21 protein-coding genes are annotated in these 23,011 nt (G+C 71.5%); 7 read left to right on the top strand and 14 right to left on the bottom strand.

Annotation, left to right across the window (positions count from 1 at the left end):
- Positions 1-21: 21 nt before the first annotated feature.
- Positions 22-618 carry a 2'-5' RNA ligase family protein gene (locus ACZ61E_RS04385; RefSeq protein WP_469697455.1) on the bottom strand — a complete coding sequence of 199 codons (597 nt, stop codon included), beginning with the start codon at positions 616-618 and terminating at the stop codon, positions 22-24.
- A 244-nt stretch (positions 619-862) separates the two neighbouring features.
- Positions 863-1,882 (bottom strand): tryptophan--tRNA ligase, encoded by a 1,020-nt coding sequence (trpS, locus tag ACZ61E_RS04380; RefSeq protein ID WP_469697453.1) that lies wholly within the window; start codon positions 1,880-1,882, stop codon positions 863-865.
- 270 nt (positions 1,883-2,152) lie between these two features.
- Here trpS and rocD point away from each other — a divergent pair, with 270 nt between their 5' ends.
- Positions 2,153-3,358 carry an ornithine--oxo-acid transaminase gene (gene rocD, locus ACZ61E_RS04375; RefSeq protein WP_469697451.1) on the top strand — a complete coding sequence of 402 codons (1,206 nt, stop codon included), beginning with the start codon at positions 2,153-2,155 and terminating at the stop codon, positions 3,356-3,358.
- 17 nt (positions 3,359-3,375) lie between these two features.
- Here the strand turns inward: rocD and ACZ61E_RS04370 are convergent, their stop codons facing one another.
- Both ACZ61E_RS04370 and ACZ61E_RS04365 read right to left on the bottom strand, forming a co-directional pair.
- The gene (locus ACZ61E_RS04370) at positions 3,376-4,557 is read right to left on the bottom strand and encodes a glutathionylspermidine synthase family protein (protein ID WP_469697575.1); all 1,182 of its coding nucleotides are present in this window, start codon (positions 4,555-4,557) and stop codon (positions 3,376-3,378) included.
- A gap of 19 nt (positions 4,558-4,576) precedes the next feature.
- Complete coding sequence (locus ACZ61E_RS04365; protein ID WP_469697449.1) at positions 4,577-4,858, bottom strand: hypothetical protein; 282 nt, start codon at positions 4,856-4,858, stop codon at positions 4,577-4,579.
- A gap of 225 nt (positions 4,859-5,083) precedes the next feature.
- Between ACZ61E_RS04365 and ACZ61E_RS04360 the strand changes: the two genes are divergently transcribed.
- A complete protein-coding gene (locus tag ACZ61E_RS04360; RefSeq protein ID WP_469697447.1) occupies positions 5,084-5,743 on the top strand; it encodes a CatB-related O-acetyltransferase in 660 nt (219 codons plus the stop codon).
- 39 nt (positions 5,744-5,782) lie between these two features.
- On the opposite strand, the gene pdxR is transcribed toward ACZ61E_RS04360, so the two are convergent.
- Entirely contained in the window at positions 5,783-7,156 is a 1,374-nt protein-coding gene (gene pdxR / locus ACZ61E_RS04355; RefSeq protein ID WP_469697574.1) for a MocR-like pyridoxine biosynthesis transcription factor PdxR, read from the bottom strand.
- Between the two features lie 191 nt (positions 7,157-7,347).
- On the opposite strand from pdxR, the gene ACZ61E_RS04350 reads away from it, so the two are divergent.
- The 5 genes from ACZ61E_RS04350 (at position 7,348) to ACZ61E_RS04330 (ending at position 11,690) form a co-directional block, all read left to right on the top strand.
- On the top strand, positions 7,348-7,857 hold the full coding sequence (locus tag ACZ61E_RS04350) for a carboxymuconolactone decarboxylase family protein (RefSeq protein WP_469697445.1): 510 nt from the start codon (positions 7,348-7,350) through the stop codon (positions 7,855-7,857).
- Positions 7,858-7,946: 89 nt separating this feature from the next.
- A complete protein-coding gene (locus ACZ61E_RS04345; RefSeq protein ID WP_469697443.1) occupies positions 7,947-8,681 on the top strand; it encodes an isocitrate lyase/PEP mutase family protein in 735 nt (244 codons plus the stop codon).
- A gap of 258 nt (positions 8,682-8,939) precedes the next feature.
- On the top strand, positions 8,940-9,905 hold the full coding sequence (locus tag ACZ61E_RS04340) for a DUF1996 domain-containing protein (RefSeq protein ID WP_469697441.1): 966 nt from the start codon (positions 8,940-8,942) through the stop codon (positions 9,903-9,905).
- Positions 9,906-9,992: 87 nt separating this feature from the next.
- Complete coding sequence (locus ACZ61E_RS04335; RefSeq protein WP_469697439.1) at positions 9,993-10,577, top strand: DUF305 domain-containing protein; 585 nt, start codon at positions 9,993-9,995, stop codon at positions 10,575-10,577.
- A 63-nt stretch (positions 10,578-10,640) separates the two neighbouring features.
- The gene (locus ACZ61E_RS04330; RefSeq protein WP_469697437.1) at positions 10,641-11,690 is read left to right on the top strand and encodes a LacI family DNA-binding transcriptional regulator; all 1,050 of its coding nucleotides are present in this window, start codon (positions 10,641-10,643) and stop codon (positions 11,688-11,690) included.
- A 67-nt stretch (positions 11,691-11,757) separates the two neighbouring features.
- Here ACZ61E_RS04330 and ACZ61E_RS04325 read toward each other — a convergent pair whose 3' ends face one another.
- The 9 genes from ACZ61E_RS04325 to ACZ61E_RS04285 all read right to left on the bottom strand — a co-directional run bounded on the left by ACZ61E_RS04325 (position 11,758) and on the right by ACZ61E_RS04285 (position 22,964).
- Complete coding sequence (locus ACZ61E_RS04325) at positions 11,758-12,114, bottom strand: hypothetical protein (RefSeq protein ID WP_469697435.1); 357 nt, start codon at positions 12,112-12,114, stop codon at positions 11,758-11,760.
- A gap of 122 nt (positions 12,115-12,236) precedes the next feature.
- Complete coding sequence (locus tag ACZ61E_RS04320; protein WP_469697433.1) at positions 12,237-13,193, bottom strand: glycine betaine ABC transporter substrate-binding protein; 957 nt, start codon at positions 13,191-13,193, stop codon at positions 12,237-12,239.
- Positions 13,194-13,279: 86 nt separating this feature from the next.
- Positions 13,280-15,331: an ABC transporter permease gene (locus ACZ61E_RS04315; RefSeq protein ID WP_469697431.1), complete on the bottom strand. Its 2,052-nt coding sequence runs from the start codon at positions 15,329-15,331 to the stop codon at positions 13,280-13,282.
- Positions 15,328-16,392: a quaternary amine ABC transporter ATP-binding protein gene (locus ACZ61E_RS04310; protein WP_469697429.1), complete on the bottom strand. Its 1,065-nt coding sequence runs from the start codon at positions 16,390-16,392 to the stop codon at positions 15,328-15,330. Before ACZ61E_RS04310 ends, ACZ61E_RS04315 begins: the two co-directional genes overlap by 4 nt.
- The gene (locus ACZ61E_RS04305; RefSeq protein WP_469697427.1) at positions 16,392-18,053 is read right to left on the bottom strand and encodes a GMC family oxidoreductase; all 1,662 of its coding nucleotides are present in this window, start codon (positions 18,051-18,053) and stop codon (positions 16,392-16,394) included. Before ACZ61E_RS04305 ends, ACZ61E_RS04310 begins: the two co-directional genes overlap by 1 nt.
- 122 nt (positions 18,054-18,175) lie before the next feature.
- Positions 18,176-19,684, bottom strand: a complete 1,509-nt coding sequence (locus ACZ61E_RS04300; RefSeq protein WP_469697425.1) for an aldehyde dehydrogenase family protein — start codon at positions 19,682-19,684, stop codon at positions 18,176-18,178.
- A 228-nt stretch (positions 19,685-19,912) separates the two neighbouring features.
- Positions 19,913-20,401, bottom strand: a complete 489-nt coding sequence (locus ACZ61E_RS04295) for a phospholipase (protein WP_469697423.1) — start codon at positions 20,399-20,401, stop codon at positions 19,913-19,915.
- A gap of 228 nt (positions 20,402-20,629) precedes the next feature.
- A complete protein-coding gene (locus ACZ61E_RS04290; RefSeq protein WP_469697421.1) occupies positions 20,630-21,808 on the bottom strand; it encodes a DUF5954 family protein in 1,179 nt (392 codons plus the stop codon).
- Between the two features lie 166 nt (positions 21,809-21,974).
- Complete coding sequence (locus ACZ61E_RS04285) at positions 21,975-22,964, bottom strand: malate dehydrogenase (RefSeq protein ID WP_469697419.1); 990 nt, start codon at positions 22,962-22,964, stop codon at positions 21,975-21,977.
- Between the last annotated feature and the right edge of the window lie 47 nt (positions 22,965-23,011).

The raw sequence follows: 23,011 nt of genomic DNA, 5'->3' as shown, positions 1-23,011 counted from the left end.
TCCGTACGGGCCGGTCGGCGGCTACTGACGCAGCGAGGAGGTCGCGGGCAGGTCGGCGGGGGTGCTCTGGGAGGGCACCCCCGTCATCTCCGTACCGCCGCCGAAGACGTACTCGTGCAGCATCCGCCAGACGCCGTCGGGGCCCTGCTCGTAGAGGCCGAAGGACGTGCAGCTCCAGCGGGCGGAGTAGTCGGCCAGCTCCTCGTACGCCCGGTCCATGGCCTCCTCGGAGATGCCGTGCGCCACCGTCACATGGGGGTGGTACGGGAACTGGAGTTCACGCACCAGCGGCCCGGACGCCTCCCTGACCCGCTTCTGGAGCCAGGTGCACGCCGAGCCGCCCTCGACGACCTGGACGAAGACCACCGGCGACAGCGGGCGGAAGGTGCCCGTGCCGTAGAGCCGCATGGGGAAGGGCCGGCCCGCCGCGGCGACCGAGGCGAGGTGCGCCTCGATGGTGGGCAGCGCCGCGGCGTCGACCGCCGTCGGTGGCAGGAGCGTGACATGAGTGGGAATGCCGTGCGCGGCCAGGTCGCCGAAGCCCGCGCGGCACTCCTGGAGCAGGCTGCCGTACGGCTCCGGGACCGCGATCGAAACGCCGAGCGTTACGGTCCCCACGTCGTTCTCCTCAGTCCGTGTGTCTGCCGGTCGTGCGGTGTGGCGGTGGCGCGGTGTGGCGGTGGTGCTTCGTGCGTGCGGGACGGCTCCGGCCGATTCCGTCCCTGCGCCAGTGTGGCGCTCGCACCGTTCTTCTGGCCAGGGTCCTTGGTCAGCAGTACGCGGACGGCGCGAATGCGGTATGGCGTCGTCCGCGTCCGGCCGGGGCGGGCGGACCGTCGGCCGCGTCCGCCCCGGTGCCCCCTCAGTGCTTCGCGGGCAGGAAGCCGATCCGGTCGTACGCCTGGGCGAGCGTCTCCGCGGCGACCGTGCGGGCCTTCTCCGCGCCCTCCGCCAGGATCGAGTCCAGCGTCTCCGGGTCGTCCAGATATTCCTGGGCGCGGCTGCGGAACGGTGTGACGAAGTCGACCATCGCGTCGGCCAGGTCCACCTTCAGCGCGCCGTAGCCCTTGCCGTCGTACTTCTTCTCCAGATCGGGGATGCTCGCGCCGGTGAGGGTGGAGTAGATCGTCAGGAGATTGCTGATGCCCGGCTTCTCGGCGGCGTCGAAGCGGATCTCGGTGCCCGTGTCGGTGACGGCGCTCTTGATCTTCTTCGCGGTGACCTTGGGGTCGTCCAGCAGGTTGACCAGGCCCTTCGGCGTGGAGGCCGACTTGCTCATCTTGATCGACGGGTCCTGGAGGTCGTAGATCTTCGCGACCTCCCTGACGATGTGCGGCTTCGGGATCGTGAAGGTGCTCCCGAAGCGGGTGTTGAAGCGCTCGGCGAGGTCACGTGTCAGCTCGACGTGCTGGCGCTGGTCCTCGCCGACCGGGACGGAGTCCGCCTGGTAGAGCAGGATGTCGGCGACCTGGAGGATCGGATACGTGAAGAGTCCGACCGTGGCGCGGTCGGCGCCCTGTCTGGCGGACTTGTCTTTGAACTGCGTCATCCGGGACGCCTCGCCGAAGCCCGTCAGACAGTTCATCACCCAGCCGAGCTGGGCGTGTTCGGGTACATGACTCTGGATGAACAGCGTGCAGCGCTGGGGGTCGAGACCGGCGGCGAGGAGCTGCGCGGCGGCGAGCCTGGTGTTGGCGCGCAGGTCGGCGGGCTCCTGCGGCATGGTGATCGCGTGCAGGTCCACGACCGCGTAGAACGCGTCGTGGGTTTCTTGCAGCGCCACATACTGCCGGATGGCACCGAGGTAGTTCCCGAGGTGGAACGAGCCTGCGGTGGGCTGGATACCGGAGAGCGCGCGAGGACGAGTGACCATGCCTCCCATTCTCTCAGGTGGGGCCGCCAGGTCGGGACAGGCTGGGAACCGATCCGGGGTGAGCGGTGCGTCAAAGGAGTGAGGAGACGGGAGGGAGGGCCCGGGGCGGTCCCGCGCCGGCTGCTGCCGGACGTGTGATCCGACCCGACCCGCCTGCGGGGTTGTCTCCCCGGGCACGCCGGGGGCAAGGTTTCTTCGTCCACACTGGCGAGTGACGACAGAAACAGGGGCGCCACCGCGTCCTGACCGGATGGCTTGGCTCGACCGAACGGAGAACCCGTGGGTACGACGGAGAGCGCCATCGCCTCTGCGGAGGCGCACAGCGCGCACAACTACCACCCGCTGCCCGTGGTCGTCGCCTCGGCGGACGGCGCGTGGATGACCGACGTCGAGGGGCGGCGCTTCCTCGACCTGCTCGCCGGCTACTCGGCGCTGAACTTCGGCCACGGCAATCGGCGTCTGATCGACGCCGCCAAGGCCCAGCTGGAGCGGGTGACGCTCACCTCGCGGGCGTTCCACCACGACCGGTTCGCCGAATTCTGCACCCGGTTGGCCGAGTTGTGCGGCATGGAGATGGTGCTGCCGATGAACACGGGCGCGGAGGCGGTGGAGACCGCCGTGAAGACGGCCCGCAAATGGGGCTACCGGACGAAGGGCGTGCCGGACGGCACCGCCAAGATCATCGTCGCGGCGGACAACTTCCACGGCCGTACGACCACGATCATCAGCTTCTCCACCGACCAGGAGGCCCGTGCGGACTACGGGCCCTACACGCCGGGCTTCGAGATCGTGCCGTACGGGGATCTCGCCGCGCTCGACGCCGCGATGACCGACGACACCGTCGCCGTCCTGCTGGAGCCCATCCAGGGCGAGGCGGGGGTGCTGGTGCCGCCGCCGGGCTATCTCGCGGGCGTGCGTGAGCTGACCCGGTCGCGGAACGTGCTGTTCATCGCGGACGAGATCCAGTCCGGCCTGGGCCGGACCGGCAGGACCTTCGCCAGTGAGCACGAGGGCGTGGTGCCCGACATGTACGTGCTGGGCAAGGCGCTCGGCGGCGGCGTGGTGCCGGTGTCGGCCGTGGTGTCGTCGAGCGAGATCCTCGGGGTGTTCCGGCCCGGGGAGCACGGTTCGACGTTCGGCGGGAATCCGCTGGCCTGCGCGGTGGCCCTTGAGGTCATCGCCATGCTGCGCACGGGCGAGTACCAGCAGCGGGCGGCGGAGCTCGGTGAGCACCTCCACCATGAGCTGGGGCTGATGGCGACCGGTGGCGCGGTGGAGGCGGTGCGCGGCCGGGGGCTCTGGGCGGGGGTGGACATCTCCCCGTCGTACGGCACGGGCCGGGAGATCTCCGAGAAGCTGATGGGGCGGGGGGTGCTGGTGAAGGACACCCATGGGTCGACGATCCGGATCGCCCCGCCGCTGGTGATCAGCAAGGAGGATCTGGACTGGGGCCTGGAGCAGCTGCGGGCGGTCCTGGCCCGGTAGCCGCCGGGCCGCGCGGCCTACAGGATGACGTGCGGGAGGAAGCGGGCGTACTCGTCCGTGATCAGGCCCGACGACTCCCGGATGCCGAGGCCGGCCGCCTCGTTCTCGACGACCCAGGCGCCGAGGACGACGCGGTTGCCGTCGAAGTCGGGCAGGGGCGCCAACGCCTGGTAGCAGCAGGCTTCCTGGCGCACCACCGGCGGGTGACCGGGCTCGTGGACGGTGACTCCGGCGCCCTCCCGGCCGAGCAGGGGCTTGGAGACATAACCGCCGTCGATGGCGAGTCCGCGGGGCCCGTCGAGGTAGGCGGGCAGCAGGTTCGGGTGGTCCGGGTTGAGCTCCCAGAGGATCGCCAGCAGCGCCTTGTTGGAGAGCAGCATCTTCCAGGCGGGCTCTATCCAGCAGGTGCTGCCGGTGCCGCCCCCGTTGTCGAGGGTGTCGAGCACCTGGGGGCCGAAGCGGTCCGTGGTCAGCCACTCCCACGGATACAGCTTGAAGCAGCTGCGGATGAAGCGCAGCCGGTGGTCGACGAAGCGGCCGGACAGCTTGTCCCAGCCGATCTGTTCGACGGACAGTGCCTCGGTCTCGAGACCCGCCTGCTGGGCCGTCTCACGCAGATAGGCGACGGTCATCAGGTCCTCGCCCAGCTCGTCACCGTCGGAGTGCGCGAAGTGCAGGGGACCCGGCGGAAGGAGATGTGCCTGGCGGCGCCAGGCGTCGACGAGCCGTTCGTGCAGGGAGTTCCACTGGTCGGCGCCGGGGAAGCGCTCCTCCATCCAGAACCACTGCGGGCTGGCGGCCTCGACCAGGGACGTGGGGGTGTCGGCGTTGTACTCCAGCATCTTGGCCGGCCCCGTGCCGTCGTAGCGGAGGTCGAACCGGCCGTAGACGGAGGGCAGTTCGTCTCGCCGGTGCCAGGACTCGGCTATCAGCGAGGCCAGCCGGGGGTCGGTGACGCCGAGATCGGCGAAGCGGTCGTTCTTCACGATGTGCTCGGCGGCGGCGAGGCACATGGCGTGCAGTTCCTCGACGACGGCTTCGAGAGCCTCGACCTCGGGGAGGGAGAAGACGTAGTAGGCGCTCTCGTCCCAGTACGGACGCAGGGAGTCGTCCGGATGACGGGTGAGCGGATAGACGAGCCCCTGCTCCTCGACCGTCCGCTGCCAGCCGGGGCGTGGCTCGATGGTCCGACGCTGCATCATCGTGCGCCGGCGCCGCTCAGCCGCCGCCGGTGGACGAGCAGCCGAAGCCGCCGCGGTCGACCGCCGACTTGTCGAAGCTGCCGCCCTGGACACGGCCTTTGCTGCTCTTGCCGCCGTAGTAGTACGAGCCGTTGCCGTCACCGTCGCAGTCAGATTTGGACAGCTCCTCGTAGGTGTTCCGGTCGGCGCAGCGCCTGTCCGGTTCCGAACTGCAGGAGGTGATCGTCAGTGCGAGTATTCCCATGCCGCCGAGCACCACCGTGCTCGACCGCAACCTGCGTTGTCCTACGGCGGCCATCGCCCCGTCCTCCCCCGTCTGCCGGTCGATCCTTCGACCCGTCAATCCCGTGCTCGCCGCACACATTAGATGCCCGGCGGCCGCACCGGACAGGCCGGTCCCCGAACTCTCCTCAACTGGTGCCCATTTGCGCCCTTGGGAGTCGTGCCGAAATCGTTTTCGCCGCGGTCGGCCGCTCGGGCAGGATGCACGGATCCGCCCCGCGCACGAGGAGACCGGTCCGCCATGCCCGACGTTCCCGCCCCGCCCGCCGATCCGACGGTCGTCCATCCGATTCCCGGCCGGCCCCGGGTGGTGCTGCTGAAGCCGTTGATCACCTCGGAGCTGATCGAGGCCGGGGACTTCTCGTACTACGACGACCCGGACGAGCCGACGGCGTTCGAGACCCGGAACGTGCTCTACCACTACGGGCCGGAGAAGCTGGTCATCGGGAAGTACTGCGCGCTGGGCGAGGGGACGCGGTTCATCATGAACGGCGCCAACCACCGGATGGACGGCCCGTCGACGTTCCCCTTCCCGATCATGGGCGGTTCCTGGAGCGAGCACTTCGACCTGATCACCGGACTGCCCGGCCGGGGCGACACGGTGGTGGGCAACGACGTCTGGTTCGGGTACCGGAGCACGGTCATGCCCGGTGTGCGGATCGGCCACGGGGCGGTGATCGCCGCGGGCGCGGTCGTGGTGGACGACGTACCGGACTACGGCATCGTCGGTGGCAATCCGGCCGGACTCATCCGCCGCCGCTACGACGACGCCGATGTTGGCCGGCTGCTGGCGATCGCCTGGTGGGACTGGCCCGTCGAGCATCTCACCGCGCATCTGCGCACGGTCATGTCGGGCGGCGTCGACGCGCTGGAGGCGGTCGCCCCGGCGCGGACGGACTGAGCCCCGGTCCGGCGGACCTCCCCGCGGGCCGGGCGGGGGTCACGGCAGTACGCGGCAGAGCGCGTCCAGCGCACCGGCCCAGGCGCTGTCCGTCGGCGCGCCGTAGCCGACGACCAGCGCCTCGCGCCCCGGTGGGGCGGACGGGTGCCGGAAGGCGGAGAGGCCCTGGATCGCCAGGCCCTGCCAGGCCGCCGCCTGGATCACGCCGCGTTCGTCGGTGCCGGGCGGGAGTTCGACCACGGCGTGCAGCCCGGCGGCGATACCGGTGACCCGTGACTCCGGCGCGTGTTCGGCCAGCGCCTCCACCAGCTGGTCGCGCCGGCGGCGGTAGCGCAGCCGCATGGACCGCACATGGCGGTCGTACGCGCCGGAGGTGATGAACTCGGCCAGGGTGAGCTGGTCGACGGCGCTCGGCACCGCCGCGACCTCGCCCTTGGCCTCGATCACCTCCCCCACCAGCGCCCCGGGCAGCACCATCCACGCCAGCCGCAGCCCCGGAGCCAGGGACTTGCTCGCCGTGCCCAGGTACACCACCCGCTCCGGGTCCAGGCCCTGGAGCGCGCCGACGGGCTGGCGGTCGTAGCGGAACTCGCCGTCGTAGTCGTCCTCCAGGATCAGCCCGCCCGCACCGCGCGCCCAGTCCACCACCGCCGCGCGCCGGTCCGGATGGAGCGCGGCCCCGGTCGGGAACTGGTGCGCCGGGGTCGTCAGCACCGCGTCGGTGCCGCGCAACCCGCCCGCGCCGGACGTCAGCTCCTCGGTGCGGGTGCCGAGTCCGTCGATCGGCAGCGCGGGGGTGCGCAGCCCGGCGGCGGCCAGGATGTCGCGGTGGAAGCCGAGCCCGTACGACTCGACGGCCACCGCGCGGGCCGCCTTCGCACCGCCCCTCGCTCCGGCCCTCCCCCGGCGGGCCGCGAGTACCTGGGCCATCAGCGTCAGGCCGTGGACGAACCCCGAGCAGAGGACGACCCGCCCGGGGTCGGCGTACACCCCCCGTGTCCGGGCCAGATAGTCGGCGAGAACGGTACGCAGCTCGACGCGCCCGCGCTGGTCCCCGTAGTCGAACGCGTCGTACGGCGCCGCCGCCAGTGCCCGGCGGGCCGAGGCGAGCCATTCACCGCGCGGGAAGGAGCTGAGGTCGGGCGAGCCCGCCCGCAGATTGTGGGCGGGCCCCCGGCCGCTCGGCCGGGCCGGCGGACCGCTCGGTGTACGCGTGCGCGGCGCGGCCCGCCGGGCGACCCGCGTCCCCGAGCCCTGTCGCGCCGTCAGCCAGCCCTCGGCGACGAGTTCGGCGTAGGCGTCGGCGACGGTGTTGCGCGCGACGCCCAGGTCGGCGGCGAGCGTACGGGACGAGGGCAGCCGGGTGCCCGGGGCCAGCCGCCCGGTGCGGACGGCTTCGCGCAGGGCGTCCATCAGCCCCGTGCGGAGTCCGGGACCGCGCAGCTCCAGATGGAGGTCGGTGCCGACGGTGACCGCGGTGACCTGCCGCCGCGCACCGGCCGGCCCCGCGCTGTCCGGCTCCTCGGCGCTCGTCTCATTGGCCCAGGAATCCATCATGGAAATGGACCATACCGCTGTGCCACCGGACGCGTAGCGTCGTCTCCATGACGACGAACGAGAGCGAGCACGGGCACGACCGTGTCCCCGAGCACGAGCCGCGCCTGGAGTGGGCGAAGCTCGCGCCCGAGGTCTCCAGGGCGATGTACGGCTTCGAGAAGGCGGTCCGGCAGGGGATCGACCCCGTGCTGTACGAGCTGGTGAAGATCCGCGCCTCGCAGATCAACCACTGCGCGTTCTGCCTCGACATGCACACGAAGGAGGCGCTGGCCGCCGGGGAGTCGGTGGAGCGGATCGTCCAGCTCGGCGCCTGGCAGGAGTCCCGCCACTTCTACTCGCCGAGGGAGGTCGCGGCGATCGAGCTCACCGAGGCGGTCACCGTCCTGACGGACGGTTTCGTACCGGACGAGGTGTACGAGCGGGCGGCGGCGCACTTCGACGGGACCGAACTCGCCCATCTGATCGCCGCGATCACGGTCATCAACTCGTGGAACCGCTTCGCGGTCACGTGCCGGATGGCCCCCGGTCACTACACGCCGGTGGCGCGCGGGAAGTGAGCCCTCCGGACACGCCCCGCGTCGTGTCCGGCACGACACGCACGGGACCACCGCCGCATCCGCCTCCTCAGCCGGGACACGAATCAGCCATGACGCTCGCGACCGCCTTCCGCACCCTGCACCACGACCGCGCCGCCGATGACCCGCTCGTCCTGCCGGGGCCGTGGGACGCGGGCAGCGCCCGCGCCTACGCGGAGGCCGGGTTCCCGGCGCTCGCCACGCCGAGCGCGGGGGTCGCCGCCTCGCTCGGTTACGAGGACGGCGCCACCCCGCCGGACGAGATGTTCGCCGCGGTGGCCCGTATCGTCCGGGCCGTCTCCGGCGGCGAGGCGGCGGTGCCCGTCACCGCCGACATCGAGGACGGCTACGGACTCGCCCCGGCCGAGCTGGTCGCCCGGCTCCTCGACACGGGCGCCGTGGGCTGCAATCTGGAGGACTCCGCCGGCGGCCGTCTCAAGCACCCCCGGCGGCACGCCGACTGGCTGGCCGAGGTCCGGGCGGCGGCCGGGGACCGGCTGTTCCTCAACGCCCGCGTCGACACCTTCATCCGCGGGACGGGCGACCCGGCGGAGGCGATCGCCCGCGCGGGGCTGTACGTGGCGGCCGGCGCGGACTGCGTGTACCCGATCGGCGCCCCGCGCGAGGCGATCCCGGCGCTGCGGGCCGGGATCGACGGCCCGGTCAACGTCGGGGCCGCGCCGGGCGGCGCGGCCGAGCTGTCGGAGCTGGGCAGGCTCGGCGCGACACGTATCACGTTCGGGCCGGGGCTCCAGCGGCAGGCGATGGCGGCGGTACGGGAGGGCGCGGCGCGGCTGCGCGCCTGAGCCGCCCCTCCCCGCGCCCCCGCCGACGACCGCGCTCCCGCCCCCCGCGCCGGCCGCGGCCACGAATCACCCATCTCGGGCAGTGGTCTTGAGGGAGCGCTCTCCAGCGCTCCCGCACCGCAACTCCCCTTGATACGGCGCTACTTGACCGGGCTTGCCGCAGCTATTGACACCCCTGCGACCCGCTCTTACGTTCAGCGCCAGAGAGCGCTCTCTAACGTGATCAAGGAACCCCCCGATTCCTCGGATTGGAGTGCCGTGCTCCACAGAAGACCCTCCCCCAGCCCCGGAAACCCCCGCACCCTCAGCCTCCTGCGCACCGGACTGGCGTCCTGGCGCCGACGCGTCGTCGCCCTCGCCCTCGTCGCGCTCACCGCCTCCCTGCTCCAGGCCAACATGAGCAGCGCGAGCACCGGAACGGCCGCCGCCGAGAAGGCCCGGTCCGGCACCGAGGGCGCGGCCGTCGTCCGCGTGGCCGAGTTCCTCGCCGAGTGTCCGTACAGCCACCGCCTCCCGGACGACCCGATCGTCTTCCCCGGGCTGCCCGGCGCCTCGCACATGCACAGCTTCTTCGGCAACGACACGACGAACGCCCGTTCCGACGTCAACAGCCTGGCGCGGGGCCGCACCACCTGCGCGCCGAAGGAGGACCTCTCGTCGTACTGGGTCCCGACCCTGTACGACGGCACGAAGGAGGTCGAGCCGACCGGCACCACCTTCTACTACCTGGGTGAGGGCGTCAGGGACGACATCATCGCCCAGACCCAGTCGCTGCCGTACGGACTGCGGATCGTGGCGGGCAACGCCAAGGCGACCGGTCCCAACGACAACACACAGGCGCGCTGGTCGTGTCTGCACCACGGCGAGGTCAACCCGTCCACCGACTTCGTCAACTGCCCGGCGGGCGCCATGCTGGAGTCGTATCTGGACTTCCCGCAGTGCTGGAACGGCCGGGACCTCGACTCGGCCGACCACAAGAGCCATATGTCGTACCCGGTGGCGGGCGCCTGCCCGTCGACCCACCCGGTGCCGGTGCCGAAGCTGCGGCAGGTGCTGAGGTATCCCGTCAACGGCGATCCGGCGCGGTTCAAGCTCGCCTCGGGCCGTGGCTACACGATGCACGGCGACTTCTTCAACGTCTGGCCGGCGGCGGAGATGGAGCGGCGGGTACGTGACTGCATCCGTCCCATCATCAAGTGCGGTGCGGACGGCCGGCCTTCCTGAGCGGACCTGCCCGGTCCCTGCCCGGGGCCACCCGGCCCGGGCAGGGACCGACGGCGCCCCCACACTTCCCCCACCGGAGGACTCCCCATGAAGGCGGTACGCGGTACGGCGGCGGCGCTCCTCGCCCTCCTGGTGGTGACGGGCTGCTCGTCCTCGTCCACCCCCTCGGCGGCCGGCGAACCGCCCGCGGCCTCGGCTCCCGTACGGCCGAGCCCTGCCGGCCCCCTCCCCGGTGCGACCGACGCGGCGTGGATCCAGCTCATGACCCCCATGAACGAGGGCGCGGTCGAACTGCTGACGATGGCCGCCGACCGGGCGGACGACCCCCGGCTGCGCAGTTGGGCGGGCGATCTGGCCACCGCGCACCGCGCCGAACTCGCCCGGATGCGCCCGCTGTTGAAAGAGCTGGGCCTGCCCTCCACCAATGTGCACGAGGGCCATGAGATGCCGGGCATGGTGACACCCGGCGATCTCACGCGGGCGCGTGCCGCCGAGGGCGCGGCCTTCGAGAAGGTCTTCGTCGTCCAGATCCGCGAACATCTGGAGCACTCCGCCAAGGTGTCGCGCTCCGAGGTCGGCGCGGGCAGCGAGGCGGCGGCCAGGAAGCTCGCCGCCGCGCTGGTCGAGGCGCGGCGGGGTGAACTCGCCGGTCTGAGAGGCATCACCGCGTAGCGCCGCCCAGGGCGGTCCGGGGACCCCGTCGGGGCGCCGAGTACCAACCGGTATAAAGACTGCATGACTGCCGACGCCTCCCCGCCCGCGCGACCGACCCTGGAGGACGTGGCCGCCGTGGCAGGCGTCTCACGCGCCACGGTGTCGCGTGTGATCAACGGGGCGCCGACGGTGGATCCCGCGCTGCGCACGATCGTCGAGGAGGCCATCGCCACCACGCACTACGTGCCGAACCGCGCCGCGCGCGCCCTGGTGACCCGCCGCACGGACTCGATCGCGCTGGTGGTCTCCGAGCAGGAACGGCGGACGGTGGCCGAGCCGTTCGTGGGCCGGATGTTCTCGGACCCGTACTTCGGCCGGGTCGTCGGCGGGCTGCTCGACGTGCTGCGGCCGGCCGGTGTCCAGATGGTGCTGATGCTGGCCGACGACGCCGCCTCCCGCGACCAGTTGCTGTCGTATCTGCGCCAGGGCCATGTCGACGGCATCGTCCTGATCTCCTCGCACGCCGGGGATCCGCTGCCCCGGCTGGTCCACGAGACGCGGCTGCCCGCCGTGCTGGCCGGCCGGCCCGGACAGCCCTCGCCGCTCACCTATGTCGAGGCGGACCAGGCCGCGGGCGCGCGGCTGGCGGCCGGGCATCTGGCCGGGCTGGGGCGGCGCAGGATCGGTACGGTGGCGGGGCCGCAGGACATGCCGGCGGGGCAGGAACGGCTCGCGGGGTTCCGGGCGGCCATGGCCACGTACGGGATCGAGGACGTGGCGGTCGCCGAGGGCGACTTCACCCATACGGGCGGCGCGGCGGCGATGCGGCGGCTGCTGGCCGAACACCCGGACCTGGACGGGGTGTTCATCGCGTCCGACCTGATGGCGCTGGGCGCGCTGCCGGTGCTGCTCCGGGCGGGCAGACAGGTGCCCGACGACGTGGCCGTGGTGGGCTTCGACGACAGCAGCGCGGCGCTGACGTGCGATCCGGCGCTGACGACGGTGCGTCAGCCGGTCGAGGAGATGTCGGCGGAGATGGCCAGGCTGCTGCTGAAGCAGATCGCGGCGCCGGGCGGTCCGCCGCCCTCGATGATCTTCACGCCGACACTGGTGGTGCGGGATTCCGCGTGACGCGCGCCGACGCGTCGCTCCCCCGGCTCCGGTCGGCGTTCGACCGTCGCCGTTCGGCGGTCGCCGGTCAGGCGCTTCGGCCGTGCCGCTCCCGGTCCTCCAGCGCGGCGGCCTCCTGCGAGAGCCGTACGGCCTGGAGGAGGCTCAGCCCCGGCTCGGCCTCACGCAGCGCCTTCACCGCCTGTACGGAGTCGGCGCGCCCCTTCACACCGGCCTCGGCCATCTTCCGGCGCGCCCAGTTCCCGCGCAGTTCGGCGTCGGTGGCCTCCCTGGCGGCGGCGAGCAGCGCCGCGGCACGCTCCAGCCCCGGCCGCTCCTCGGGTCCCGCGGTCTTCAGTGCCTGGTCCACGGCCGCGGCGACCTCGTCGGCCTCGCGCACGACCAGTACCGTGAACTCGTCCTTCTCCTGCCCGAACAGCTTCATCTTCGGATACTGGCCGTCCCCGGCTCGCGATCTCAAGAGAGTTGAGCCAGTTCTGAGGTACGCGCACGCCGGACGGCCCGGAGTCGCGGAGCGCTCCGGGCCGTCCGTGCGGGTTCGGCGTGTCACTTCTTGGGGAGCCACGCCTCCCAGGTCGACTTGTTCGCCTCGACCCACTTCTCGGCCGCGTCGGGGCCGCTCATCTTGTCCTTCGCGATCGCCTTGGCGACCTCGTTCTGCGCCTCGGTGGACCACTTGAAGTTCTTGATGAACTCGGCGGCGTCACCGCCGTCCTTCGCGAAGTCCGCGTTGAGGTACTTCTGGAGCGGGGTGTTGGCGTACGCGCAGTCGGTCGCGGTCTCCGGGACGTTGCAGCCCTCCTCGTACGCGGGCAGCTTCACCTCGACCAGGTCGATGTCCGCGTTGAGCCACTGCGGGTCCCACCAGTAGGTGATGAAGGGCTCCTTGTCGCGGTACTTCTGCTGGATCTCCTTGATCTGGGCGGCCTCGTTGCCCGTCTCCTTGATCTTGAGGTTCAGCTTGAGGTTCTTGACCAGGTGCTCGTCGTACGTCGTGTACGAGGGGGCCGCGCCGAGGAACTCGCCCTGGTCGCCGCTGTTCGCGGACTTGAGGTCCTTGACGAACTTGTTGAGGTTCTTCGCGTCCAGGACCTCGGGGTTGGCGTCCGCGTAGTACTTGGGGACGAACCATCCGATGTGCCCGACGACACCGAGGTCGCCGCCCTTGACGATGGTCTTCTTGTCCTCGACGTAGAGCTTCTCCTTCTTCGGGGAGCCGCCCCAGTCCTCCAGGATCGCGTCGGCCTTGCCGTTGTTGAGCGCGTCGAAGGCGACCGGCTCGTCGAGCTGCTGGAGCTCGACCTTCACGTCCAGCTCCTGTTCCATGATCACCTTGGCGACCTCGGCGTTGGCGCGGGCGCCGACCCAGGAGGGCACGGTCAGGGTGATCTCGTCGGACGCCGATTTCGGCTCCGTCTCGGCGGCGCACGCGCCGAGCGCGAGCATGGAGAGCGCGCCGGTTCCGGCGATCAGGGTGGTGCGTATCCGCTTGCTGTGGGTCACGTCGTTGTTCTCTCTGTCGCGGGATCGGTTGTGGATTCGGTCGTGGTGCCGGCGGGGGTTGTCTTCGGGGCCCTGGTCCGCGGCGTTCACACCAGGGCGCGTTCCTTCGCCGCCGTGCTCGGCTGCGAGATCCGGTCCAGCAGCAGCCCCAGGCAGACGATCGCGATGCCGGCCGTCATGCCGAGGCCGAGATCGCCCTTGGCCAGACCCCTCACCACGTCGACACCGAGCGCGCCGCCGCCGATCATGCCGCCGATGACGACGATCGCCAGGACCAGCACCACGCCCTGGTTGACGGCGAGTTGGAGTGCGGGCCGGGCCAGCGGCAGCTGCACCTGGCGCAGTTGCTGCCCCGTACCGGCGCCCAGTGAGCGCGCCGCCTCCAGCGCGGAGGGGTCGATCTGGCGGATGCCCTGGGTGGTGATGCGTACGACGGCGGGCAGCGCGTAGACGACGGCCGCGGCGACGGCCGCCGTACGGCCACCGCTGAACAGCGCGATCACCGGGATCAGATAGATGAACTGCGGCATCGTCTGCATGATGTCGAGCACCGGCCTGATCATCCGTTCGACCCGGGCGACGCGGGCGGCGAGGATGCCGATGGCGAAGCCGAGCAGCAGGGTCACCACGAGCGCGGCGAGGACCTGCGAGAGCGTGTCGAGCGAGCGGTCCCAGAGTCCCATCGCGCCGATCGCGCCCAGCGACAGGACCACCGTGACGACGGCGCGCCAGCCGGTGCGCAGCGCGAGCACACCGGCCACGAGGAGCAGCGCCCACCAGGGCGTGGCCAGCAGCGCGTCGCGCACCGGGTTGATGACCCAGTTCGCGAAGCCCTCGGACCAGGTGAGGGTGCCGCCCAGCACCGGTACGCCGGAGCCGAGTTCGCGCTCGATCCAGTCGACGACGGTGTTGACGGGTTCACTGATCGCGACGGTCCAGCCCTCCGGCCACTCCTTGCGGCCGAGTACGGCTCCGAGCACCGCGCCGCCGGCGACGGCGGCCACGATGCCGGGCCACAGGACCCACCACGCGGCGGGGCGCCCGGTGTCGGGGTCCTCCAGCTGTTCGCCGGCCGCCGCGGTCGTACGGTCCAGCCAGATCGCCAGCAGGACGACGGCGATCCCGGCGGGCAGCGCGAGTCCGACGTCGACGGTGGAGAGCGCCGTGAAGATCTCGTCGCCGAGTCCGCCGGCGCCGATCATCGAGGCGAGGACGACCATCGACAGGCACATCATGATCGTCTGGTTGAGGCCGAGGAGCATCTGTTTGCGGGCGAGCGGGAGCCGTGCCGTCGCCAGCCGCTGCCAGGAGCTCGCGCCCAGCGAGGCGGAGGCCTCCAGTGCGGCGGCGTCCGCGCCGCGCAGGCCGAGTGCGGTGAGCCGGGCCATCGGCGGGGCCGCGTAGATGACCGTCGCCACGAAGACCGACGGGATGCCGATGTCGAAGAGGAGCACGAACGGCAGCAGGTACGAGAAGGCGGGCAGCACCTGCATGGTGTCGAACACCGGCCGCAGTACGCGCTGGCAGCGGTCGGAGAGGCCGGCGGCGAGCCCGAGGAGCGCGCCGACGATCGCGGAGACGGTGACGGCGACGACCATCAGGGCCAGCGTCTCCATCGCCGGTTCCCACATGCCGAGCAGCCCGATCACCACGAAGGTGGCGAGCGCGGTGGCGGCGGTGCGCAGCGAGCGGCGGCGCAGGCCGGCGCCGCCGGCGTACCAGGCGATCAGGACGGCGGCGACGGTCACGCCGATGAAGCCGAGGCTCTCCAGGACGCCGAGGACGCCGTCGACCGAGCTCTCGGCGGTGTTGCTGATGTGGAGGAGGAAGTAGAGGAAGAGGGGGTGGGTGGTGCGGTTGTCGACGAGCCAGCGGTTGAGGTCGTCGAGGGGCGAGCGTACGTCGACGGTCAGATCGGCCGGCCAGGCTCCGCTGCCGGTGACGGCGGCGGACACGATCGCGATGAGGACGGCGGCGACGAGGAGCATCGCGCGGGGGTTGCCGGCGAGGCGGGCCCACGGGCCGGGGGCGGCCGGGCCGGATGCGCCGGCCTTCGCCGTACGGACGTCGTCCACGGCGCCCGCGTCCCGGGGGCCCTGCCCGGTCTTCTGGAACACCGGATTGGGAGCGGCGCTCATACCGCCGCCACCTCCTTGGGTTCCGCCTCGTCGTCCAGGCCCGCGACGACGGCGAGGAGTTCCTCGTATCCGACGACGCCGAGCGTCCGGCCGTTCTCCACGACCCTGCAATTGGCGCCGCTGCGGGCGACGGCCTCGATCGCGTCCGAGACCAGGGTGTCGGGCTTCAGGGCGACACCCGACTCGCCCTCGCCGTCCCGCGCGGGGCGCATGGCGCGGCGTACGGAGATGACCTGCTCGCGCGGGACGTCGCGGACGAAGTCGCGGACGTATCCGTCGGCCGGGTTGGCGACGATCTCCTCCGGGGTGCCGAGCTGCACGATCCCGCCGTCGCGCATCAGCGCGATGCGGTCGCCGAGCCGCAGCGCCTCGTTGAGGTCGTGGGTGATGAAGACCATCGTGCGGCCCTCCTCCCGGTGCAGCCGGATGACCTCCTCCTGCATGTCGCGGCGGATGAGCGGGTCGAGCGCGCTGAACGGCTCGTCGAACAGCAGCACCTGGGGGTCGACCGCGAGTGCGCGGGCGAGTCCGACGCGCTGCTGCTGGCCGCCGGAGAGCTGGCCGGGGCGCCGGTCCTCAAGCCCCGCGAGGCCAACCTTGCCGACGATGTCCGCCGCCCTGGCGCGCCGCTCGGGGCGGCTCAGGCCCTGGATTTCGAGGCCGTAGGCGACGTTGTCGAGCACGGAACGGTGCGGCAGCAGGCCGAAGTGCTGGAAGACCATCGCGGCGCGGTGCCTGCGCAGCTCGCGCAGCCGGGTCTTGTCCATGGCGATGACGTCCTCACCGTCCATGGACAGCTGCCCGCTGGTCGGCTCGATGAGCCGGGTCAGACAGCGCACGAGGGTCGACTTCCCGGAGCCGGAGAGGCCCATGACGACGAAGACCTCCCCCTTGCGGACGTCGAAGGAGACGTCACGGACGGCGGCGGTGCAGCCGGTGCGTGCCCTCAACTCCTCGGCGGACAGCGCCGCGTACTGGCTGTTCCCCGGTATCCGTTCGGCCTTGGGTCCGAAGACCTTCCAGAGATCGCGTACGGAGAAGACCGGTTCGGTGGCGGTCATCACGCATCACCTCCCGGTGCGGTTGTGTCAGCGGCTGGGCCCGCTGTGCCGTTGGTCGTACGTGTGGTGGCGGCCGGTGCCGTGCCGGCCGGTGCGGTGACTGGCGGTGCGGTGACTGGCGGTGCGGTGGCTGCCGCGGCTGCCCGGGTGAGCAGTTCGGCGCACTTCTCGCCGACCATCAGGACGCCGATCATCGGGTTCACGGCCGGCATGGTGGGGAAGACGGAGGCGTCCGCGATCCGGATGCCGGTGAGTCCACGGACCGTCAGGTCCGGTGCCACCACGGCCTGTTCGTCGTTCGCCGCGCCCATCCGGCAGGTGCCGGCCGGGTGGTAGACCGTGTGGGCGCACTTGCGCGCGTACTCGCTCAGCTCCTCGTCCGAGGTGATGTCCGGGCCCGGACAGACCTCGCGGGTCAGCCAGCCGGCGAGCGGCTCGGCGGCGGCGACCTGCCGGGCGATCCGGATCCCGTCCACGAGGGTGCGGCCGTCGTAGTCGTCCTCGTCGGTGAAGTAGCGGAAGTCCAGGGCCGGTTTGACCTCGGGGTCGGCGCTGGTGAGGAAGAGACGGCCGCGGCTGCGGGGTTTGGGGATGTTGGGTGTCATCGAGACGCCGTGCGCGGGGCGTTCGTACCCGAGGCGCTCGGGATTGTCCGTGAACGGGATCTGGTAGAAGTGGAACATCAGGTCGGGGCCGGCGCTCTCCGGGTCGCGCCGGACGAAGAGGCCCGCGTCGGAGTCCATCGCCGAGTTCTCGGGGATCGGCCCGTCGGTCTCCCAGACGATGACCGACTCGGGGTGGTCGAGCAGGTTCTCGCCGACGCCCGGCAGATCGTGGGTGACGGGGATGCCGAGCGCCTCCAGGTCGGCGCGCGGCCCGATTCCGGAGTGCAGGAGCAGGCGGGGTGTGTCGACCGCGCCGGCGCAGACGAGGACTTCGCGCCGGGCGCGCACGGAGGACTCGGTGCCGTCGGCGGCCCGTACGCGTACGCCGGTCGCGTGCGTGCCGTCGAACTCCAGCCGGTACGCCCAGGTCTCCAGCAGCAGCCGCAGGTTGGGCCGGTCCAGGAACGGGTGGAGATAGGCCACCGAGGCGGAGGACCGCTTGTTGTCCTCGGGATGGTAGGCGAGGTCGAAGAACCCGGCGCCTTCGTGGAAGGGCTTCTTGTTGAAGCCCTCCACGCGCGGGACACCGAGCGCCGACCGCGCGGCGTCGACGAAGTCGCGGGCGATCGGGTTACGGTCCCGCTCGTCGACCGGCACGATGTTGTTGCGCAGCCGCCCGAAGTACGGCTCCATGGATGCCGCGTCCCAGCCCTCGGCGCCGGCCGCCGCCCACTCGTCCCAGTCGGACGGCAGCGGGCGGAAGGCGATCAGCGTGTTGTGCGAGGAGCAGCCGCCGAGGACCCGGGCCCTGCTGTGCCGGATGTGGGAATTGCCGCGTGGCTGCTCCGTGGTCGGGTAGTCGTAGTCCAGCTCGCCGCCGAGCAGCCCCATCCAGCGGCGGAGCGTCAGCACGTCGGGCCGGTCGATGTCGGACGGCCCTCCCTCGATGACGGCGACGGTGACGTCGGGGTCCTCGGTGAGCCGGGAGGCGATCACCGATCCCGCGGTGCCGCCTCCGACGACGACGTAGTCGTATGCGGCGTCGTGTTCGGCCATGGGTGTCGTCTACTCCACTTCCTGGGGTGCTTCAAGGTTCTTCCGCGTGCCGGGGCGTAATGAGTCCGAGGCGTAACCCGGCCTGCTCGTAGAGCGGTTGGCGGGCGCCGGGCGCCGGCCGGTCAGCCGGCGAACCAGCGCACCGGCCGTGGCGCGAGGTTCTGGTAGATGTGCTTGGCCTCGCGGTACTCGGCGAGCCCGGCGGGCCCCAGCTCGCGCCCGATGCCGGACTTGCCGAAGCCGCCCCACTCGGCCTGTGGCAGATAGGGGTGGAAGTCGTTGATCCAGACGGTGCCGTGCCGCAGCCGCCCGGCGACGCGCCGCGCGCGTCCCGGGTCCGCCGTCCAGACGCCGCCGGCCAGCCCGTAGTCCGTGTCGTTGGCGAGCGCGACGGCCTCGTCCTCCGTACGGAAGGTCTCGACGGTCAGTACGGGGCCGAAGACCTCCTCGCGGACCACCCGCATCCCGCGGTGGCACTGGTCGAGGACGGTCGGCTCGTAGAAGTACCCGGCGGCGGGCCGCTGTTCGGCCGGTTCGGGCCGCCTGCCGCCGGCCCGCAGCACGGCGCCGTCGGCCAGGGCGGACGCGACGTACTCCTCGGTCTTCGCCAACTGCCCCGCCGATACGAGGGGTCCGCACTCGACGCCCTCGCCGGTGCCCCGGCCGAGCCGGATCCTCGTGGCACGGCGGGCGAGTTCGGCGACGAAGCGCTCGCGCAGCGACTCCTCAACGATGAGCCGCGAACCGGCGGAGCAGACCTGGCCGCTGTGGATGAAGGCGGCGTTCAGGGCCTGGTCGACGGCGGTGTCGAAACCCTCGTCGGTGGCGCAGGAGTCGGCGAAGACGACGTTCGGGTTCTTCCCGCCCAGCTCCAGCGCGACCTTCTTCACGCCGGGCGCGGCGGCCCGCATCACCTTCGTACCGCTGGCCAGTCCGCCGGTGAACGAGACGAGGTCCACGTCGGGGTGCTCGGCCATGCGGGCGCCGACGGGATCTCCGGCGCCGGTCACGAGATTGGCGACGCCCGGCGGCAGCCCGGCCTCGGCGAGCAGGGCCAGCAGCGCGACGGTGCTCAGCGGGGTGATCTCGCTCGGCTTGACGACAAAGGTATTGCCCGCGGCCAGCGCCGGGGCAATCTTCCAACTCGCCTGTAGAAGCGGATAGTTCCATGGAGTGATGAGCGCGCAGACACCGACGGGTTCGTGCACGACGACGCTGTGGATCTCCGGGGAACCGGCGTCCACGACCCGGCCCCCGCTCTCGTTCATGACCAGGTCGGCGAAGTAGTCGAAGGCGTCGGCGACGCAGTCGACGTCCACCCTCCCCTCCTCGACGGTCTTGCCCGCGTCCCGGCTCTCCAGCGCCCCGAGGGTCTCCCGGTCCCGTCGCAGCAGTCCGGCGACCCGCCGCAGCAGCGCGGCCCGTTCGGCGACGGCCGTGCCCGGCCAGGCCCCCGCACCGTTGTCGAAGGCGGCGCGTGCGGCGTCGACGGCCGCGTCGACATCCTCGGAGCCGCCCTCGGACACCACCGCGAACGGCTCGGCGTCGGCGGGGTCGAGGATCTCGCGTGTGGCACCGGAGGCGGCTCCGCGCCACTCCCCGTCCACAAAGATGGTCTGCTGTGCCGACACGTCGCGTTTGGCCTTCCGTTCCTGATATGCGCCATCACCAGCAGTACTGGCGATATGGGCGCCTGCCCCGGAAAGCGGAAAGCATGCGTGTTCGATGGCCGAAAGTGTTCAGGGTCACGCAGGGCGGGGCTCCCGTGCCCCGGGGACGCAGCACGAAGGCCCCTCGCCGGGGGAAGCGAGGGGCCTTCGAGTTCCGGGTCACGGCGGCTCGGACCGCCGTGAGGTCGGTCAGACGACCGACTTGGTGCCGTCGACCGCGGCGGAGCGGCCGAAGATGCTGACCGCCTGGTAGTACGTCCACGCCGTACCGTCGCAGGAGGTCTTCGTCGCGCCCGAGTAGTTGGCGCAGACCCGCTTCAGGTCGGAGTAGAACGCGTTGTCCAGCCGCGCCTTGTTGGCGCTGAAGGTGCCGGCCGCCTTGTAGTTGCGGTAGCCGAAGTCGTGGCGCGCGCAGGACGTCTGGAACGGGAAACCGAAGGGGTTGTCCGGCGAGGACGAGCAGTAGTCCGTGGACCAGTCGAAGCCGTACGCGGACCAGGCGCCCTGGTTGTTGCGCGCCGAGACCCACGAGTTGTAGCTGGCGGCGCTGGTCTGCGTCCAACTGCTCAGCACCTGGGGCTTGTCGGCCGGTGCGGCAGCGGCGGAGCTCGCCGACATCAGGGTGGCGGGCAGGGCGAGAGCGAGAGCGGCGAGCGGCATCGCCAGACGTCGGCGCATGTCGGAAACCTCCGGTGGGGAGACAGGTTGACGCTCCGCGTCGGGTGACACGGGGCTTCCCTCAGAGCGAGCGGCGCGGTCGCCGCACGGGTCTACGCGCGATGACCGACGCCGGAATGGTCCCCCAGAAGTGGCGAGATGTAACCATGCTCATGACGAAACAACTGGAAAACAGGGGCCGAACTCATCGACATTCGGCGCAACTTGGGGTTCGTCGGGCACCACCCCCTACTCATCGGGGTCCGGCCGGTGGCCGGTTCGTCCGCTTTCCTTCGCGGGCCGCTCGGCCTGCTGCCGTCTCAGCTTCCAGGCGGCCCTTCTCGCCTCCTCCTTCTCCATCAGCCGTCTGATCTCCTTCACCTCCTCGTGCAGTTCGAAGGACGCGTCCTCGTCCTCGTCCTCCTCGTCCAGCCGCCCCTGCTCGCGCAGTTGCCTCGTATGCGCCTCGATCGGCGGATCCGGGTCGAAGTCCGACGGCCTGGGCCCCTCGGGTCCGTCGGGCCCGATCCGTACCAGCTGCTCGACGCGCGCCACCCGGTAGCGCCGCCCGGCCACCGCGATTCCGGCCCCGCGCTTCTCGTCCAGCCGGTCCGCCGCCCGCGCGTACTCCTCGCGCTCCGCCTCGCCCAGCCGCTGCCGAATGGGCGTCATGACCCGGAAGTCCACCGCCAGCCGGTCCCGCGCGGCCTGCGGGCTCGGCGCGGCCCCCGAGTGCGGCTTCCACTGACCGTCCGCGCCGCACTCGGCGATCGCGAACTCCGCCGGCAGCAGCACCCCGCCCGGATGCGTCTCGACGGCCCGCAGCGAATCGCCGCGTACATCCGGCGGCGCGGTCCCGGCCCTCAGCACGAACTGCATCAGATCGAACTTGAGCAGCCCCTCCGCCATCCCCGTACCGATGCGGGGATCGATGACGAACCCCTTGATCCGGCTGGGCAGCCGGTGCGCCTCGCCCACCTCTCCCGGATCCGGGTCCGACGGCCGGGGCGGCTCGGGCCCGTCCGGACCCAGCCGGATGAACTGCTCGACCCGCACCACGCGGTACCGGGTGCCGAGCACCCGCAACTCGTCCACCGCGACCCAGTCGAGCTTCTCGTACGCCGCGCGGTACTTCTTGCGCTCCCCCGCGCGCCCGGCCCCCTCGGCCTCCTTGGCCAGCCGGCGGAAGTGCGAGCCGAGGGAGTCGCGGACGGCCTGCGGTGTGTCCCCGGCGGAGCCCAGGATCTCCCAGCCGCCGCGCTCCGACTCCGTCGCGGCGGCGAAGACCGGCATCCCCATGCCCACGATCGTGGGATACCGCTCCCGGGCCCGCCACGCCTCCTCGTCGGCGAATGCCGCGATCGGACCGTCCTGCACCGTCATGCGGATGGTCCGGTACGCGGGCAACCCCTCTCCGTATGCGTTCATGCACTCAGTGTGCTCGAACGGGTGCCGCCGGGGGCGCCGAACGTGAAATCAACACCCGGCGGGTGTACGGGGGTTGACCCGCCGCATCCCCCGGACACGACGGAGCTCCCGGCGGCCACGACGGCCGACGGGAGCTCCGTGAACTCCGACTGCGTACGCCTGCGGGTCAGAGCAGGCCGAGTTCGCGGACCGCGTCGCGCTCCTCAGTCAGCTCCTTCACCGAGGCGTCGATGCGCGCACGGGAGAAGTCGTTGATGTCCAGGCCCTGGACGATCTCGTACGCACCGTTCCTCGTGGTGACGGGGAAGGAGGAGATGATGCCCTCGGGGACACCGTAGGAGCCGTCCGACGGGATGCCCATGGAGGTCCAGTCGCCCTCCGGGGTGCCGTTGATCCACGTGTGGACGTGGTCGATCGCGGCGTTGGCGGCGGAGGCCGCCGACGACGCGCCGCGGGCCTCGATGATCGCCGCGCCGCGCTTGGCGACGGTCGGGATGAAGGTGTCGGCCAGCCACTGCTCGTCGTTGACCGTCTCGGCGGCGTTCTTGCCGGCGATCTCCGCGTGGAAGATGTCCGGGTACTGGGTGGCCGAGTGGTTGCCCCAGATCGTCAGCCGCTTGATGTCCGAGACCTGCGCGCCGGTCTTGGCGGCGAGCTGCGAGATGGCGCGGTTGTGGTCGAGCCGGGTCATCGCGGTGAAGCGCTCGGCCGGTACGTCCGGGGCCGCCGCCTGGGCGATCAGGGCGTTGGTGTTGGCCGGGTTGCCGACGACGAGGACCTTGATGTCGTCCGCGGCGTTGTCGTTGATGGCCTTGCCCTGCGGCTTGAAGATGCCACCGTTGGCGGAGAGCAGATCGCCGCGCTCCATGCCCTTGGTGCGGGGGCGGGCGCCGACGAGCAGCGCGACGTTGGCGCCGGAGAACGCGGCGTTGGCGTCGTCGGTGATCTCGATGCCGCGGAGCAGCGGGAAGGCGCAGTCGTCGAGCTCCATGGCGGTGCCCTCGGCGGCCTTCAGGCCCTGCGGGATCTCCAGCAGACGCAGGCTGACCGGCACGTCCGCGCCGAGCAGTTGACCGGAGGCGATGCGGAAGAGCAGCGCGTAGCCGATCTGGCCGGCTGCGCCGGTGACGGTGACATTCACGGGAGTGCGGGTCATGGCGGTCTCCGTTTGACAGCGGTGGAACGGCGGGCGGCAGGGGCCCT

Source organism: Streptomyces sp. NPDC104581, assembly GCF_055583685.1.
This window is presented reverse-complemented; position numbering and strand designations above follow the sequence as displayed.

Bases quoted from the DNA above. Each gene is read 5' to 3' on its own strand.
- ACZ61E_RS04305 (WP_469697427.1), bottom strand. From the start codon at position 18,053: ATGGCCGAACACGACGCCGCATACGACTACGTCGTCGTCGGAGGCGGC.
- ACZ61E_RS04370 (WP_469697575.1), bottom strand. From the start codon at position 4,557: ATGCAGCGTCGGACCATCGAGCCACGCCCCGGCTGGCAGCGGACGGTC.
- pdxR (WP_469697574.1), bottom strand. From the start codon at position 7,156: ATGGACGCCCTGCGCGAAGCCGTCCGCACCGGGCGGCTGGCCCCGGGC.
- ACZ61E_RS04325 (WP_469697435.1), bottom strand. From the start codon at position 12,114: ATGAAGCTGTTCGGGCAGGAGAAGGACGAGTTCACGGTACTGGTCGTG.
- ACZ61E_RS04315 (WP_469697431.1), bottom strand. From the start codon at position 15,331: ATGAGCGCCGCTCCCAATCCGGTGTTCCAGAAGACCGGGCAGGGCCCC.
- ACZ61E_RS04345 (WP_469697443.1), top strand. From the start codon at position 7,947: ATGACGCTCGCGACCGCCTTCCGCACCCTGCACCACGACCGCGCCGCC.
- ACZ61E_RS04350 (WP_469697445.1), top strand. From the start codon at position 7,348: ATGACGACGAACGAGAGCGAGCACGGGCACGACCGTGTCCCCGAGCAC.
- ACZ61E_RS04335 (WP_469697439.1), top strand. From the start codon at position 9,993: ATGAAGGCGGTACGCGGTACGGCGGCGGCGCTCCTCGCCCTCCTGGTG.
- ACZ61E_RS04285 (WP_469697419.1), bottom strand. From the start codon at position 22,964: ATGACCCGCACTCCCGTGAATGTCACCGTCACCGGCGCAGCCGGCCAG.
- ACZ61E_RS04330 (WP_469697437.1), top strand. From the start codon at position 10,641: ATGACTGCCGACGCCTCCCCGCCCGCGCGACCGACCCTGGAGGACGTG.
- ACZ61E_RS04360 (WP_469697447.1), top strand. From the start codon at position 5,084: ATGCCCGACGTTCCCGCCCCGCCCGCCGATCCGACGGTCGTCCATCCG.
- ACZ61E_RS04290 (WP_469697421.1), bottom strand. From the start codon at position 21,808: ATGAACGCATACGGAGAGGGGTTGCCCGCGTACCGGACCATCCGCATG.
- ACZ61E_RS04295 (WP_469697423.1), bottom strand. From the start codon at position 20,401: ATGCGCCGACGTCTGGCGATGCCGCTCGCCGCTCTCGCTCTCGCCCTG.
- trpS (WP_469697453.1), bottom strand. From the start codon at position 1,882: ATGGGAGGCATGGTCACTCGTCCTCGCGCGCTCTCCGGTATCCAGCCC.
- ACZ61E_RS04365 (WP_469697449.1), bottom strand. From the start codon at position 4,858: ATGGCCGCCGTAGGACAACGCAGGTTGCGGTCGAGCACGGTGGTGCTC.
- ACZ61E_RS04310 (WP_469697429.1), bottom strand. From the start codon at position 16,392: ATGACCGCCACCGAACCGGTCTTCTCCGTACGCGATCTCTGGAAGGTC.